Source organism: Larkinella sp. (assembly GCF_965227735.1).
GTDB lineage: Bacteria > Bacteroidota > Bacteroidia > Cytophagales > Spirosomataceae > Larkinella.
On the sequence record NZ_OZ245776.1, the window covers coordinates 7,403,233 to 7,419,810 of the forward strand.

10 protein-coding genes are annotated in these 16,578 nt (G+C 52.1%); 2 read left to right on the forward strand and 8 right to left on the reverse strand.

Annotation, left to right across the window (positions count from 1 at the left end):
- Positions 1–17 precede the first annotated feature (17 nt).
- From ACO064_RS29320 to ACO064_RS29330, 3 genes are all read right to left on the reverse strand, one after another.
- Positions 18–476, reverse strand: a complete 459-nt coding sequence (locus tag ACO064_RS29320) for a hypothetical protein (RefSeq protein WP_421830732.1) — start codon at positions 474–476, stop codon at positions 18–20.
- 192 nt (positions 477–668) lie between these two features.
- The gene (locus ACO064_RS29325; protein ID WP_421830733.1) at positions 669–1,511 is read right to left on the reverse strand and encodes a hypothetical protein; all 843 of its coding nucleotides are present in this window, start codon (positions 1,509–1,511) and stop codon (positions 669–671) included.
- Positions 1,512–1,737: 226 nt separating this feature from the next.
- Complete coding sequence (locus ACO064_RS29330) at positions 1,738–2,160, reverse strand: OsmC family peroxiredoxin (protein ID WP_138994117.1); 423 nt, start codon at positions 2,158–2,160, stop codon at positions 1,738–1,740.
- A 212-nt stretch (positions 2,161–2,372) separates the two neighbouring features.
- On the opposite strand from ACO064_RS29330, the gene ACO064_RS29335 reads away from it, so the two are divergent.
- Entirely contained in the window at positions 2,373–3,086 is a 714-nt protein-coding gene (locus ACO064_RS29335) for an MBL fold metallo-hydrolase (protein WP_421830734.1), read from the forward strand.
- A 38-nt stretch (positions 3,087–3,124) separates the two neighbouring features.
- On the opposite strand, the gene ACO064_RS29340 is transcribed toward ACO064_RS29335, so the two are convergent.
- The 5 genes from ACO064_RS29340 to ACO064_RS29360 form a co-directional block, all read right to left on the reverse strand.
- Positions 3,125–3,340: a hypothetical protein gene (locus ACO064_RS29340; protein ID WP_421830735.1), complete on the reverse strand. Its 216-nt coding sequence runs from the start codon at positions 3,338–3,340 to the stop codon at positions 3,125–3,127.
- Between the two features lie 32 nt (positions 3,341–3,372).
- Positions 3,373–7,383, reverse strand: coding sequence for a non-ribosomal peptide synthetase (locus ACO064_RS29345; protein ID WP_421830736.1), 4,011 nt, complete (start codon positions 7,381–7,383; stop codon positions 3,373–3,375).
- Positions 7,384–7,406: 23 nt separating this feature from the next.
- Positions 7,407–12,902 carry an amino acid adenylation domain-containing protein gene (locus ACO064_RS29350; RefSeq protein WP_421830737.1) on the reverse strand — a complete coding sequence of 1,832 codons (5,496 nt, stop codon included), beginning with the start codon at positions 12,900–12,902 and terminating at the stop codon, positions 7,407–7,409.
- 828 nt (positions 12,903–13,730) lie between these two features.
- A complete protein-coding gene (locus ACO064_RS29355) occupies positions 13,731–14,051 on the reverse strand; it encodes a hypothetical protein (RefSeq protein ID WP_421830738.1) in 321 nt (106 codons plus the stop codon).
- Positions 14,052–14,100: 49 nt separating this feature from the next.
- Positions 14,101–14,766, reverse strand: a complete 666-nt coding sequence (locus ACO064_RS29360) for an AAA family ATPase (protein ID WP_421830739.1) — start codon at positions 14,764–14,766, stop codon at positions 14,101–14,103.
- A gap of 365 nt (positions 14,767–15,131) precedes the next feature.
- Between ACO064_RS29360 and ACO064_RS29365 the strand changes: the two genes are divergently transcribed.
- Positions 15,132–16,574, forward strand: a complete 1,443-nt coding sequence (locus ACO064_RS29365) for an amidohydrolase (RefSeq protein ID WP_421830740.1) — start codon at positions 15,132–15,134, stop codon at positions 16,572–16,574.
- The last annotated feature ends 4 nt before the right edge of the window (positions 16,575–16,578 follow it).

A 16,578-nucleotide genomic window follows, 5' to 3' on the forward strand; every position in this document is an offset into this window, starting at 1 on the left:
TGTAAAATAAAGCGGGATTATCGTCTCATTCCTTTGTATGAACGGGTCCATTTGGCTACAGTGCCATTTTGGTTCAGGGTTGTGACCGATGTGACGGTGACGAGCCGACCTTCGAACAGGCCTGAACCCAGGAATTCGGCATCGTACTGTTTGTTGCCCAGCGACATCTGGTCGCGGGTACGGTTAACCGTAAACTTGGTTCCATCTAATTTAACGACATCCGTCGCCGTGCTGAATCCCGGAAATTCGGTGGTCATTTTCAGTTCATTCGACGCATCTCCTTTGCTGAAGGTGAGAACTCCTTTTCCGCTGTCTTCATTAAAATCGATGGATCCGATGATGGTTTTTGACGAATAATCAATGTCGTAGGTGCCGTAATACTGTTCTCTTGGATCGACATTATCCGCTTCAGAATCGCTTTTTTTACAGGAAGATATACCCACTACAAGGAGGAAAAAAACGACGATGAGTCTCATTGTGCCCTTTAGTTTTTTCAACGGTTGAAAAATAGATAGATAATAGGTCATTTCGCTATAGAACGAAATCGATTGCCTATCTAATATATTCCACCACAAATGATACGCCAGAAATGGGAATATTCAATGAAAATTGATCGTGTTCCCCGTCTCCGCCAAAAACGATGCGTAGTGTTTGATACTGCGCCAGCGCTACTGCGGGCAGCTCCATTCGTATTTGTTGATATGAACGCGCATCCGGGGATCGGTGTCAGGATAGTTAAACATCAGAATGTCGTACTTGAGATTGCCCTGGTCGTCGTAAATATACTTCAGATCGAACTCGGTTTTTGTGCTGGTGTCGAGCGAAATGATATCAGTCCGAAGATTTTTATCTTTTTTACCATTGAAAAAAAACGGATTTGGGATCGGATTGGGTTTTGTCAAATCGTATTCATAGCGCTCGGCATCGGTGCCAATGTCATTTCCGTTTACGATGTTGTAGTTGGTGGAGCCCCGCCGGGTAACATACCCTTCGGCATCGTAGGTTACATTGGGGTCGATTACCAGACCCAGACTATTCAGGGGTACTATTTTGGTAGAGGAAGGGGGAACCGGATAAGTCCCGTAATCATCGGTTTGGGTTATCTGGAGTTCCGTCGGTGAAAGGTACTCGTAGACGGTGGTAATGGTAGCGGTCGGTCTTCGGTAGCGAATGACGGCCTTTGAAAGCCTTCCCTGCGAATCATATTCAAACGCAGCATTGCTTTCTTCTCCACCCGTTCGTGCTACTTCGGATTTACCGCTAACGGCATACAGCTGACCATTGAGCTCCAGAATATCAGCTACGATAAAATAACTTCCGGAAATGCCGGTTACCTGCTGCCCCAGGGTGACGGTTTCTCCGGGTGGTATCAGGTAGGTATCCAGTTGATTTAGCATGTAACTAACCCGGCAGGGGTTCGACTCTTCGGGATTCAGGTGATCCTGAACGGTGCAGGACCCGAGCAGGATGAGGAAACAACTGGGGAGCAGGAAGCGGTATAAGGCGTGCATAGGATAAAAAGATTAAGTAAGGGATAGATATAGATTTTTACAGATAGACATGTTTTTATTCGTAATCGTTGGAAAGAGCTATAAATAAAATTAAAAATGATAATAGTTATATCAATTGGTTGTTAATCCGCTTGTGTGGTCCTGAAAAGCAAACCGCCTTCCTGATTGGAATAAGAAACGTTTCTTATTCCAATCAGGAAGGCGGTTTGGTAGTAAACAAATAACCTTATTCCAGCGTCGCGTCTACGCTGATGGCCGTATTGAATAACTTTGAAATCGGGCAGTTCTTTTCGGCATGTTCGACGAGTTCGTCAAATTTTTCTTTCTCCAGACCCGGAACGCTGGCCTTCACGGTCAGCTTCGAGCTGCTGATGCTGCTGCTGGCGGTATCGAGCGAAACAACGGCTTTGGCGTCGATGAAGGTGGCCGTAAAACCGGCTCCCTGAATGTTAAAGGCGAGTTGCATCGCAAAACAGCCCGCGTGGGCGGCAGCCGCCAGTTCTTCGGGATTGGTTCCTACGCCATCGGCAAAACGGGTGTTGAAGGAATATTGGGTTCCGTCCAGAACGGTGCTGGCGGTGCTGACGGTACCTTTACCATCTTTGCCTGAACCTTCCCAATGGGCGGTGGCATTGCGTTTGATTTCCATAAAGTGGATGTTTGTGTTTAAGCCGGAAAAGTAAGAAATGTTGCGGACAGCCCGGCAACTTACTTAGGATTTGGTCTAAAAATAATACTGACTTCACAGGCCCAAGTGGAATGTGGCCCAAAGATTCGTTTTTCAAACGGCCGGAATAGCCCGAATGGCCGGGCAAAACCGTATTACATCCGGGCGGGTTCACCCGCGACAAACCAAGTGCTATGCAAATCTTAAAAAATCTCTTTCAGGTCGGCGGTGACCTGAACGGCATCACCTTCGACCAGCCGGGGGCGCTGTGGAACGATGCTAATTCGTACGTTTTAAAGACCGGGCAGGGGTTGATTCTGTTCGATTGTGGCTGCGGGGATACCATGGAGCAGATTTTTACCAACATGCGGTATTGGGATCTTTCGCCGGACGACATTCGCTATTGCCTCCTGACCCACGCCCATTTCGACCATGCCGGTGGTGGGCACCTTCTGAAACAGCGGGGCATTCCGATCATTGCCCTGGGCGAAACGGCGGATGCCGTTGCTTCCGGCGACGAACGCTGCTGCGGGTATCTATACCACAAAACATTCCGGCCATTTGCAGTGGATCGACGCGTGACAGACGGCGAGAAACTAGCGCTGCCGGGTCTGGAAATCGACGTGATGCACCTGCCCGGCCACAGCCGGGGTTGCACAGCCTACCTGTTCAACTGGGAGCAGAAGCGGGTCGTCATCAGTGGCGACGTGATCGGGACGCTCTTGAGCGGGGATTTTGGCTGGAGTGGCTCCATTGATTTCGACAAAAAGAGCTACACCGAGTCGCTGCGCCGGTTTGCCCAAGTGGACACCGATCTGATGCTGCCCGGACACGGCATGATCTATTTTCACAAACCCCGCCGACGGGTCGAAGATGCGCTGAATTCGGCGCTGATGCAGTGGCGGTAAGGCCGGAATCGAACGCTAAACCGCCCGCATCTCCGTCCTCAAACCGAGGCTTTCTTCGACAAATGCACGATGCACTTGCCTTCGGTGTTGATGTGAAAATTCGTATTTAAATACAGTTCATTGACTTTCCCGTTTTTCTCCAGAAATTCTTCCACCGCACACCAAACCTCCTCGTCCATGGAAACCTCTTCGACCAACAGGGTTCCGTGGGGTAGAATTCTTCGTTCGGGATCAAGATTCGTAATGATTGCCATCGTGTACCGAAGTGAAAAAGTAAAAACCGGTGTTAGGTTAAGCGATCCAGAACTTCCTGCAAGATCCGGGCAAATTCTTTGTCGTTGGGCGACGTAAACAGATTGAAATGGTCGCCGGGAACTTCGTGAATGGTGATCCCATTTAAAGCAAACGGTTTCCAGCCCAGAAATTCAAAATCATCTACATAATAGCTGTGTTTTTTAGCCCGAAACAAGGTTACCGTAATCTCCTGGGGTTCCAGCCGGTATTTGCGGGACGCGATTTCGTTGGCTTCATTTACTTTATAGTAATTGCCATGGAACACTTTCAGATGGTCTTCGTTGTAGCGAATTTTTCGATAAAGCCGGTTTGCTTTATTCTGTACCGATTTGGCTACATTGACTACGGTTTCGCGGGGGTTTTCTTTCAATAACGTCAGCACATACAGCCGCTCTTTGATCGCGGTAATGGTATTCTGCCAGGCTTTCGCGGGCCAGGGATCGTAAAAATTGGACTGGTAGGCATACGTATCGAACATCGCGAGCATTTTCACTTCTTTCCCCATCTTGCGGAGTTGTTTGCTCATTTCATACGCGATGATCCCCCCAAACGAATAACCGGCCAAAGCGTACGGGCCTTCCGGATTCTGTGCCCTGATGGCATCGATGTAATAGGCCGCAATCTCTTCGATACTTTCGAGCGGCTGGTCCTCGCTGTTGATTCCCCTGGCCTGCAAACCATACACCGGTTGATCGGGGTCCATGCTCAAGGCCAGGGTGTTGAACAGCAGCACGTGCAGACCCGCGCCGTGGACAATGTACAGGGGAATTTTGCTGCCGTGCGGTTTGATCGGTACCAGCGAATCCCAGGTGACCGACCGGCCATTCATGTGCAGGGTCGACGCCAGTTTTTCGATCGTCGAATATTCAAAGAGGGTTGCCAACGGCAGGTTTTTACCGGTTTTTTTCTCCAGAAGGCTCATCACCTGTACGGCCGTCAGCGAATGGCCACCCAGTTCGAAAAAGTTGTCGAACACACTGATGTTTTCAATTTTCAAACACTCGGTCCAGATTTCGGCCACCAGTTTTTCCACATCCGTTCGCGGACCCATAAAACCGGTTTCATGATCCCGTTCGCTCAGCGCGGGCGCGGGCAGTAACTTCCGGTCAATTTTGCCGTTGGCGGTGATCGGGAATTTTGCCAGCGCCACAAAAGCGCGGGGAACCATGTAGTCGGGAAGCTGCTGCCGGAGTTGCTGTTTCCACTGCTGAACCAGTTCTTTCGGGAGGGCCTGGTTAATTTCCGGGGATTCGGAGACGACATAAGCCACCAACTGCTGGTCGCCGGGCCGGTCTTCCCGGGCAATGACCACCACTTCTTTGACTTCCGGGATCTGATGGATGGTATTCTCGATTTCGCCGAGTTCGATGCGGTGTCCCCGGATTTTCACCTGATGATCGATGCGGCCCAGGCACAGGATTTCGCCGTTGTCCAGTAACCGCCCCAGATCGCCGGTTCGGTACATCCGCCCTCCCGGCGTCCCCGCAAACGGATCGGCCACAAAGCGCTCCCGGGTCAACTCGGGGCGGTTCAGATAGCCCCGCGCCACGCCCGCGCCCCCAATCCACAGTTCCCCGATTTCGCCGTCGGCAACCGGCTGCTGCTGTTCATCCAAAATATAGACCCAGGTGTTGTGGATGGGATGGCCGATCGTAATCGGTTCGCCCTTTCGGATGTGTTTCAGGGTCCCCCACACCGTCGTTTCCGTGGGGCCGTAGACGTTCCAGAGTTCAGCGGTTTTTTCGATGAGCTTATCGGCCAGGTCCGGTGCCAGCGGTTCGCCCCCACACAGCACTTTCAGTGGGAGGGGTTTGTCCCAGCCCGAATCGAGCACCATCCGCCAGGTGGCGGGGGTGGCCTGCATGATGGTGACGGTCTGGGTTTCGATCAGTTCGCGCAAGGCCCGTCCATCGCGGGCGGTGGCCTGATCGGCCAGCCGGATGGAGGCTCCCACAATCAGGGGCAAAAACAGTTCAAGCCCGGCAATGTCAAAGGAAATGGTCGTGATCGCCAGGACGGTATCGTTGGGCGTGATGCCGGGCTGCTGGATCATGCTCCAGAGGAAATTCACCAGGTTGTGGTGTTCGATAAGCACGCCCTTGGGTTTGCCCGTAGAGCCGGAGGTGTAGAGAACATACGCCAGATCATTCCCCTCCACAACTTGTTCCGGCTCGTCCTTGGAATGGTTTTTTGACTCCTGTAACGCGGTTTCCAGGTGAATTTCCGGCGTATCGGTGTTCAGGTAGTGGTGGTATTTTTCAGAGGTCACCAGCGTTTTGGCCGATGCGTCCTCCAGCATAAACTGCAGACGATCCGCGGGGTAGTCGGGGTCCAGCGGGAGGTAGGCAGCACCGGCTTTCAAAACCGCCAGCAGGATCATGACCATTTCCGGCGACCGATCCAGCATGATGCCAACGATGTCTCCGCGCTGAACGCCTTGCTGGGTCAGGTAGCGGGCGAGCTGGTTGGCCGTTTCATTCAAAACCTGGTAGCTTATTTTTTGCCGGTTAAAGACGAGCGCAATTTTATCCGGCTGCTGGCGGGCGGTTTGGGCAATCAGCGTCTGCGTCGGTGTATGAAAGGGGTAATCGGTTTTGGTATAGTTTAATGGAACCCAATTCTTTTTCAGCGGTTTCCCGGCTTTGAAATCGATGTCGCAAATGGCAATGGATGCATCGGCCACCACGGTTTCCAGAATCCGAACCAAACCGCTCATCATCTGATCGATGGTCTGTGCCTTGAACAATCCGGTGTTATACGTCCAATTCAGCATAAGTGCCTGATCGTCGCCACTGACATCCAGAAACAGCTCAAAATTTTCGTATTTTTTGGGTTGGTATACGACCTGGTGGGAGAGTCCGACGAAGCTGAAATCGCCGTCCTTTCGATTGAAATTAAAGATGATCGGCACCAATGGCACCCTGGAAATATCGCGCGGTACGTTCAGCTTTCTCAACAGACTGCCAAACGTCAGGCGCTGGTGTTCATGCGCATCGAGAACCGATTTTTTACACTGTTTTAAAAAGTCAGAAAAACCGAGGCCCATTTCGATCTGGCTGCGCAAGGGCAACAAATTGACACAATGCCCCGCCAACTGCTGGTAATCCGTGATGGATTGGCCGGCCGTCGGCAAACCGATGATCACATCATCCTGCCCGCTCAACCGGTGAATCAATACCTCAAAAGCCGCCAGCAGGGTGGTGGCAAAGCTGCACCCGGCTTTTGCGGCCACTTTCCGGACGGCGGTCACCAGCGCCGGTTCGAGCGTATAATCCAGGCGGTGGCAGTCGAAGGTGCGGGAGGCTGGTCTGGGGAAATCGGTGGGCAGGTCAAAAACCGGTATCTTCTTTTTGTACTGATTCACCCAGAACGCTTCCGTCCGGAGGTAGTCATCACTGCTCAGATACTGAAACTGTCGCGTGGCATATTCCGCAAACGAAGGCGCTTCTGGTAAGTCGGGATGGGTATTGTTGACAAAATTCGAATAAAATACACTCAAATCGTTCAGAATGACGCCCATCGACCAGCCATCGCTGATGATGTGGTGCGTGGTCAGCACCAGTTCATGCACCTGATCCGCCACCTTGAACAGACCCACTTTCAGTAAGGGTCCCTGCAAAAGGTCGAATACATGCATCGTGTCCTGTTCCAGATAGTCAGCGAGCAAGCGGTCTTTTTGACTGGCCGGGTTGCGGGAAAGATCCTGGTAGAAAATTTCAATCTGCAGCGCTTTGTAGACGTAGATGTGTTCGCCGTTGGGGCTGACGACAGACCGTAAAGCGTCGTGTCGGTCAACCACCGCCTGAATCGCCTGGGTCATGGCCCGGTGATCAAACGACCCTTCCAACCGCAGCGAGTTCGTTAGATTATAGGATCGGTTGGCATTATCTCCCCCCAACAGACAGGCGATCCAAATTTCGGTTTGCGGCCCGGTAGACGGTGCTATTTGCGCAATTTCGGGACCAGCAAAAGGGTCAAAATCAACCGCTATCGTTTTAGGCATCGTAAAGTTTGCTACCATTCTGGTTAGAGTATGATCTGTAAATAGCTCCCGGGTTTCTCGGGATCTGAAATGAACCACGCCGGATTGCCATCCCGGTCTTTGCCCAGTCGGGCTCCCGGAACGGGTGGTTCGGTAAACGCATAGTCCGGGACAGATCGCTCGGATCGGGGCATTTTCAAGACGGTTTTCGGTCGTTCAACGACGGCCTCCGGGGTTTTGACAGAACTGGCTTTGCTGGCTCCGTTCAGGCCCGGCAGAACGGTTTGGGAAGCCAGGGACGGCAGGTTCTGAAGGGTATTCTGGAGGTATTCAATCTTTTCGGTCAAAATCTGCAACTGCCGGGCCATCTGATCCATAGCCGGATCACGGTTTACAACGGCAGTTCCTGACTGGGCGGGAGCCGGAGTCGGTTGGGACACAGGAGTGGGTGACTGAGGCTCATAAGCTCCCGTCGGTAAGTCCCGGTCGAGGTAGGCCACCAGGGCATCCAGTGTGCCGTATTCCTCATTCAGTTGGCGAAAGGTAATGGGCAACCCAAACTCTTTTCTCAGGGTGGAGGATACCTGCGTCAGCAGCAACGAATCCAGCCCCATTTCATAAAAGCTCAGTTCCGGCCGCATCTGATCGACCCCAATGCCGGATGCGTTCTTCAGCTTTTCCCGTACGATTTGGAGAAGAACCGCTTTGCGGCTGGTGGTTAGGGGGCGGGCGACCTCAGACCGGTTATCTGCCAGTACTTGTATTCCCGAACCCGCTGACGGACTGATTGCGGACGCTGCGGGTTTGGGAGGATCGACCCAATACCGTTTTCGATCGAAAGCATACGTGGGCAGGTCTACTTTTGATCGGTTTTGATGGCGGTAGAACGCATCCCAGTCAGGTTCCAGGCCGTGTAGCCACACCTGACCCAGACCGTTCAGCAACGCCTGGTAATCGGTTGACACGCCTTTTTGGTCCAGGCTGGTGGCCAGCGCAGCCGGTTTGGAACCCGCCTGCTGGCGGGCCAGGGTGGTCAGGCCACTGCCGGGCCCCACTTCAACCAGCACCGGTCGGTTCAATTCAAAAACAGAGTCGAGGGCATCGGCGAAGCGTACGGGCAAGCGGAGGTGGGTGGCCCAGTAGGCCGGGTCCGTCGCCTGGGCATCCGTCAGCCAGGTGCCGCTTACCGTCGAAATTACCGGTTTTCGCGGATGGTGTAAACGAACCTGCTGAACGGTTTCTTCAAAGACGGGAACGACCGAATCCATCATGTTCGAATGGAAAGCGTGGCTCGTTGCCAGCACCCGATTCGGTATTTCTTTTTGATCCAGGAGTTTGGCAAAGCAGGCGATTTCTTCATCTTCACCGGCAACGACGCACAGGGAATGGCTGTTGAAAGCCGCCACCGACAAGGTTTCGGGCATCAGGGCGGTCATCTGCTCCGCGCCAGCCCGCACCGACAGCATGCTGCCCGCAGGAAGTTCGCTCACTAAGCGGCCGCGAACCGCAATCAGCCGGATGGCATCTTCCAGCGAAAAAATACCGGCCAGGTGAGCACCAACAAATTCACCGATACTGTGCCCACAGAAAACCGTGGGTTCGATGCCCCAACTCAGCCATACCCTCGCCAGGGCATATTCTGTAACAAAGATGGCAGGCTGCGTAAACCGCGTATTTTTGAGTCGTTCTTCCGTTTCCCGGTTGGTCTCGTCGGGAAAAAGAACCTGGCGGATATCGACCTCCAGGTGTTCCCGGAGCAGGTCGGCACAATGGTCTACGGCCTGTTTGTAAACCGGTTCGTTCTCATACAGGTCACGGCCCATGTTGAGGTATTGCGCGCCCTGACCCGGAAAAAGAAAGACCACATCGCCCGGTGGTTCCTGCAGCGTTTTCTGGCTCGATGCCGGGCCGTTTTCGAGTCGTAATTGCCCGATTAGTGCTTCCGTCGACGTAGCGGTTACAAATCGCCGGTGGTTGAAATCCGCCCGGGCGGTTTGCAGGGTAAACGCCACATCCGCCAGATTCAAGGTACGGTTTTGCTGCAGGTGCGCTGCCAGAAGCGGGCCATACGCTTCCCGACTGGCCGTCGATTTGGCCGACCAGGTAATCAATTGAACCGGGCGTTGTGGCTCTGCCGGATCGGTAACGGGTGTTGGTACCTCACTGACAAACTCCTCCAGTACGATATGAACATTCGTTCCACCCACCCCGAAAGAGCTGACGCCCGCCCGGCGGGGTTGTTCAGGATTTGAAACCGACGCTGGCCAGGCACCAAACGCAGTATTCACAAAAAACGGGCTGTTGGCAAAATCAATGGCCGGATTTGGCGTCGAGAAATGGAGCGTAGCCGGGATCTGTTTGTGATGCAGCGCGAGGGTCGTTTTAATAAATCCGGCTACTCCGGCGGCAGCGTCCAGGTGCCCCATGTTGCTTTTAATGGAACCGATAGCGCAATATTGGGTGGGAACCTGATTCCCGAAAGCCATTTTTAACCCTTCAATTTCGATGGGATCACCGATGGGGGTGGCCGTTCCGTGGGCTTCAACGTAGCTGATGGTCGCCGGATCGATGCGGGCATCGTCGATCGCCATTCGGATGGCCCCCGCCTGTCCTTCGGCACTGGGGGCCGTAAAGCTTCCCTTGCCGCTCCCATCGTTGTTGACACCGGTTCCTTTGATGATGGCGTAGATGGTATCGCCATCCTGCCGGGCGGCTTCGGCATTTTTCAACAACACCACCCCCGCGCCATCGCTGAAAACCGTTCCCTGTGCATCCGAATCGAACGAACGGCAATGCCCGTCGCGGCTATAAATGGACCCTTCTTCGTAGAGATGACCACTCATCAACGGAGCCCGAATACTGGACCCACCCGCCAACGCAACATCGCACTGGCCGTTGCGCAGGCTGTCGACGGCCTGCGCGATTGCCAACAGCGACGTTGAACAGGCGGAATGAACGCTAACCGCAGGCCCCGTCAAATTCAGTTGGTAGGCCGTCCGGGTGGCGATGTAATCTTTTTCATTCGCGGTCATCACCTGATAGCTACCGACCTGATTCATCAGGACTGGATTGGTCAGCACGTGGTTGTAGTAATAGGTGTTGTTGCCACAGCCCGCATAGACCCCAATCAGTCCGTCGTATTTTTGGGGCAAATAACCGCCATGTTCCAAGGCTTCCCAGGCAATTTCAAGGAAAATCCGTTGCTGGGGGTCCATGAGTTCGACCAGTTTCGGATTCAGGCCAAAAAAGCGCGGGTCGAACTCACTGGCACCTGAAACGACGCCCCGGGCTTTCACGTAGTTTTCGTCCTGCGTCAGTTCGGCGGGCAACGATTGATCCAGTTCTTCATCGGTAAAATAGGAAATGGTTTCCCGGCCTTCCTTCAAAACCGTCCACAACTCCTCCATCGTATTGGCACCGGGAAAACGCCCGGCCATGCCAATGACGGCGATGTCACCCGAACTGCCCGCCCGGTTTACGGCCTTACGTTTTGGGCTGGAATTTCCTTTTTTACCTTCCAGAAAACCGGCCAGCCCGGCCACCGTCGGGTATTGATAAATGGTGGTAACGGGCAATTCATAGGCATATTTTTCTTTCAGGCTGAGCATCATTCGCAACGCCAGAAACGAGTTGCCACCCAATTCGAAAAAGTTATCCTGAATGCTGACGTGGCTTACTTTCAGAAGTTCTTTCCAGAGGTCCACCAGGTTGTTTTCCACTTTCGTACCCGGCGATATGAATTCCCTCGTGAGTAGCTCGGAGGCATCGGGGTTGGGTAACGCCTTGCGGTCAACCTTGCCGTTGCTGGTTAACGGAATTTCAGCCAGTTCCATCAACAATTGCGGAACCATGTAGTCCGGCAACTTGGATTGCAAAAACCGGATCGCTTCCTGTTTATTAAATTCACCTTCGGGAATAAGGTATCCGATCAGGCGTTTGTCGCCGTCCGGGCCTTCCTTGGCATCGACGACACACTGTTTGACGCCGGGAAACTGATGCAGGACGTTGTCAATTTCGCCGAGTTCAATCCGGTAGCCCCGGATTTTTACCTGATGGTCGATGCGGCCCAGGCACAGGATTTCGCCGTTTTCCAGAAACCGCCCCAGATCCCCCGTGCGATACATCCGCCCTCCTGGTGTTTCGGCAAACGGATCGGCCACAAACCGTTCCTGGGTCAACTCGGGGCGGTTCAGATAGCCCCGCGCGACGCCAGCCCCTCCAATCCACAGTTCCCCAACTTCTCCTTCCGCTACCGGTTGTTGCTGTTCATCCAGGATGTAGACCAGGACGTTGTGGATGGGACGGCCTACGGTGATCGTTTCGCCCAGCCGGATGTGTTTCACGGTGGCCCAAACCGTTGTTTCCGTCGGTCCGTACAGGTTCCATATTTCAGCCGCTTTGCCGGTGAGTTTCTCCACCAGATCCTGGGCCATTGGTTCGCCCCCGCAGAGCACTTTCAGTGGCAGCGATTTTTTCCAGCCCGAATCGAGCATCATCCGCCAGGTGAACGGAGTGGCCTGCATGATGGTGATGTTGTGGTTCTCAATCAGGTTGAGTAACGCCCGGCCATCGCGGGAGGTAGGCAGATCGGTCAGCCGGACGGAGGCACCCACGATCAGGGGCAGAAACAGATCGAGGCCGGCGATGTCGAAAGAGATGGTGGTGACCGCCAGAATGGTATCGCCGGGCGTGATGCCGGGCTTATCGATCATGCTCCAGAGGAAATTCACCAGATTGTGGTGCTCGATGAGCACGCCTTTGGGTTTACCGGTGGAGCCGGAGGTGTAGAGGACGTAAGCCAGATCTTGGGGCGTGAACGCATTGGAGGGGGGCTGGGTTGACTCCCGGGCAATCAGCTCCCAGTCCCGATCGATAAACACCGGTTCCAGTTTCTCCCGGCCCTTCAGTAGAACACTGGCGGGAACATCCGTAACTGCCAGACAACTATCACTGTCGGAAAGCATGTAGGCGACCCGGTCCTGCGGATATTCCGGATCGATAGGTACATAGGCCCCGCCGGCTTTCAGAATCCCCAGAATGCCCACAAGCAACTCCAGCGAGCGATTCAGGCAGATGGGGACGAGGGTTCCAGCTTTTATGTTCTTTTTTTTGAGATAATTAGCCAGTTGACTGGATTTATCATCCAGTTGTTGATACGTTATTTGTTTATCATTAAAGGTCATGGCTACCTTATCCGGCGTTCTTTCGACCTGTTCACGAAATAAGGTTACTACGGTTTTATTTTCTGGAAATGGAATCATAAAATCAGGGATTGGCAAAGCCGATTTGTCAATTTCTCCCGCACTGGTTCGGGGGAAATCTTTCAGCCAGATATAATGGGAAGGAATCATAGAATCAGGTAAATGCGGTGCCAAAGCCGACCGAATGGCGGAGGTTTCCAGCTCCGTTTCGGTGGCAATCAGGTAAGCAACTAACGTTGGCTGAACTAGTTGATTCTTCCGCTTTAATACGATTGCCTGCCGGATGCCAGCCTGTTGCTGTAAAACAATCTCGATGGTATCAGTATCATTTCGTTCCATTCAATATTGATTTTAAAACGTTCAGGAATGTATAGAATCCGCCCCGGTAAAGGTGAAATCGTACTTATTTAGGATACCGAAAAAGCCAATAGCGTTAACGGATATAACCCCGGATGAGTCTCTTAATTGTCAAAGCGTAGTATAAAAAATGAGATGCACATACAAACCACTGGGTTTATTGTGACATGCGATGTGCGCGTAATAAAAAAAGACTTTTTCTCAAGTAAGACGGTATGATGGTGGCAATCTTAATCAGATCGCATGGTTTCATCTATTAAAAAACGATGACAATGCAAATTAAATAGTAATTAAAATAATTCGCAAGATTACTTGTAAATTATTTTCAACAAATTAAGTATTTTTCCTCATAATAATCGCCCTCTGCCTCTGCAAATTTTAAATAAATACCAGACACAGGTTCATGGGCGAATCCATTAAAAAGACCACTTCAACACGGGATTAGCCCTTGGCTTTTGGTTTAATCCTACTAAATCTGGCAGAAATCTTAATAACCCCCGTCATACGATGGATGAATGCGAAAAAGGATGGTATCAAGTGGTGGTCAGCTATAACGTCTGACAAGGTGAGCAACTGGAAGTCGAGCTTTTTTACTTTTGGGCAATAGCAGGAGAGGAAAAGGCAGAGGACTTATAAAACCAGTAAATCGCGATTTGATTTTGGACCTGGCAAACTGGGACGAGCTGCTTAAGGCCACCTGAAACTGGCAGAAATTTACTGTTCTGTATGATATTACCGCAATCTTAGCGTTGAGAACGACGTTATTTGCGGGATTAAAAATAACGCTGTTCTCAACGCTGAAAAAGACATCTAAAATGACGTCAAATTGTATTTCTTCTTTTCGCGTTCGATCTTTTCCTGAATGGCTTCAATCACCCAGTCATGAACGGAGATTGTAATTTTCCGGCTGCGGCTCCGGGGGCGTTTGTCACGAAGGTGTTTGATGGTCTCCATTTCGGAGGCAGTCATAATGAGTTTTATACTCTTCATCTCCTCCGGGTCGTCCTGGCCCATGCGGTTTTTTGCGGTCGGACTGCCTCCCTGGCTGATGAATTGCTGAATTTTTTTCTCGGATACTTTTCGGGTTGGTTGTTCCGGTTTTGGCGGCTCCGGCGCTTTCGATATGGCCATGACAGACGTTTTTTAGGAGGTTAAAAATAACGTAAATTTCAACGTTATTTCAGGCGTTTATTTCAGCGCCTAATTTTTCCATAATGATCTTAAAAACCAGAGTGATTTCGTGAATGGCTTTCTGATCGGCAGGCTGGTTTTCGATGACGCCAAGACCATTGCTGGAGGCATTAGCAAAACTCTTGCGTGAAACGATGGGTGGCCCCACGTATTCGATGACCTGGCTTTCCTGCAGCAGTTCCGCCGAGTCTTTGTTGTCGGTGCCTTTCGGGTCGGCCCGGTTGAGGATGGCAAACGCGTGGAGGTCGGTGGGTTTCAGTGCGCGGACTTCTCTCACCAGCGTCTCGACATCGGCAATGGTCCACAAATCGAAGCTGCGCGGGTTAAAAGGAACCAGCAGCGCATCCGACACGAACAGGGCCGCCCGTTGGCTCATCGTGTCGCGTCCCCCGGAGTCGATGACAATGTGATCAAACTTGGGTTTGAATTTTGCCACTTGCTGACGGACGGCATCACCGGTCAAAACCGTTGCTGTATACCCGCTATTTCCGTCGGTGTTCACTTCCCGCCATTTGGTGAATTTGGTTGCCGTCTGCTGTTCGTCGGCATCCACCAGCAACACATCAAAACCCTGTCTGGATAACCAAACGGTGAGGTTCGTAGCAATGGTAGACTTCCCGCTTCCGCCCTTGATTCCGCCTAAAGTAAAAATCATGCTGTTCAGATTAACGTTGATTGAAACGTCAAATATACAGTAAAGAATCACCTTATAAAAAACGTCTTATTTAACGTCAAATGGAAGGTGAAATTAGACGTTGAAGCTACCGTCGATAGTCTGTTTGGCGTGTTCAGTTTAGGGGAGTAGCCTGCATGAAAAACTGGTGTGAAATGCTGTTATTTTTAACGTTAAAAATACTGTCTTAATTCCGGTTCAACATGCCTCTAAAACCGTTTGGTCGTGCCTGAGGACGACTGCAATTTGTTGCCAATGTTACCACAACCTTTTATATTGAGGCTTATTCAATCGATAATTTTGATTTTTGTCAATATCTCCAAATTTTACATCTAAAATTTCTATTTATGTTTCAGATAAAGTTAGTATTCACGATGTTGGTAGTCGTGTTGTTAGGTCAATCTGCACGCGCACAAAAAGAAAAAACAGCGGCAATTTCTCAATTAGACAAACAATATTCCCATTATTCGGCTCTCGCGCAGCGAATCTGGAAACTGGCTGAGCCCGGTTATCTGGAAAACGAAACCAGCAAACTGCTCCAGAAAGAATTACAGGATCAGGGTTTCAGCATCACGACGGGTGTGGCGGATATGCCCACGGCTTTTGTTGCCAGTTTCGGGAAAGGCGCACCGGTGATCAGCATTCTGGCCGAAATGGATGCACTGCCCGGTTTGTCGCAGGATTCCGTGCCGGTTCGCAAACCGCTCGTACCGAATGCCTATGGTCATGCCTGTGGGCATAATCTATTCGGGGTGGGTTCGGTCGCTGCGGCCATTGCGGCCAAAAACTACCTGCAACAGTCCGGCAAATCCGGCACGATTCAGTTGGTAGGCACCCCGGCCGAAGAAGGCGCGGGCGGTGGCAAAACGTATCTGGTGAAGGCGGGTCTTTTCGATAAAGTCGATGCGGTGCTACACTGGCATCCGGGCGATAACAACAGCGCGAGTCCGTCGTCTTCTCTCGCTTACCGCGTCGCCACGTTTCAGTTTAACGGACTGGCGGCCCACGCAGCGGCTGCCCCCGAAAAAGGCCGATCGGCCCTCGATGCTGTCGAAGCGATGAACTACATGGTCAACATGATGCGTGAACATGTGACGTCCAGCACCCGGATTCACTACGTCATCAAAAAAGGCGGTCTGACGTCCAACATCGTTCCCGACTACGCCGAGGTGGAATACACCATTCGCCATCCGTCGGCGAAAGGCCTGGAAGAAGTGTGGGCTCGTTTGATGAAAACCGCTCAGGCGGCTGCGCTCGGCACCGAAACAACGATGACCCACGAAGTGATGGCGGGGCTGTATAATCTGCTGCCGAATGAAACCCTGGCAAAGCTGATGCAAAAGAATCTGGAGCAGGTGGGGGGCAACCAGTATTCACCCGCCGAAACAGAATTTGCAAACAAAATCCGGAAAACCGTCAATTCGGAAAGTCTGCCGCCCTTAAGCCGGGCTTCCGACATTCAACCGTATGCGCTGAATGGGGTGGGTTCGGCGTCCACCGACGTCGGAGATGTCAGTTGGGTGTTGCCAACGGTCGGGCTGTCGGCGGCTACCTGGGTGCCGGGCGTTCCGGCCCATAGCTGGCAGGCGGTGGCCTGCGATGGCATGTCGATCGGTTTTAAAGGGATGCTGGTGGCGGCTAAAACGATCTCGCTGACGGCCATCGACCTTTTTCAGCAACCGGCCGTCATCGAGCAGGCCAAAGTTGAATTGAACAAAGCGCGGGGCGAAGGATTCGTCTACAAATCGCTGGCCGGGGACAGGAAACCACCACTGGACTACCGGAAATAACGTT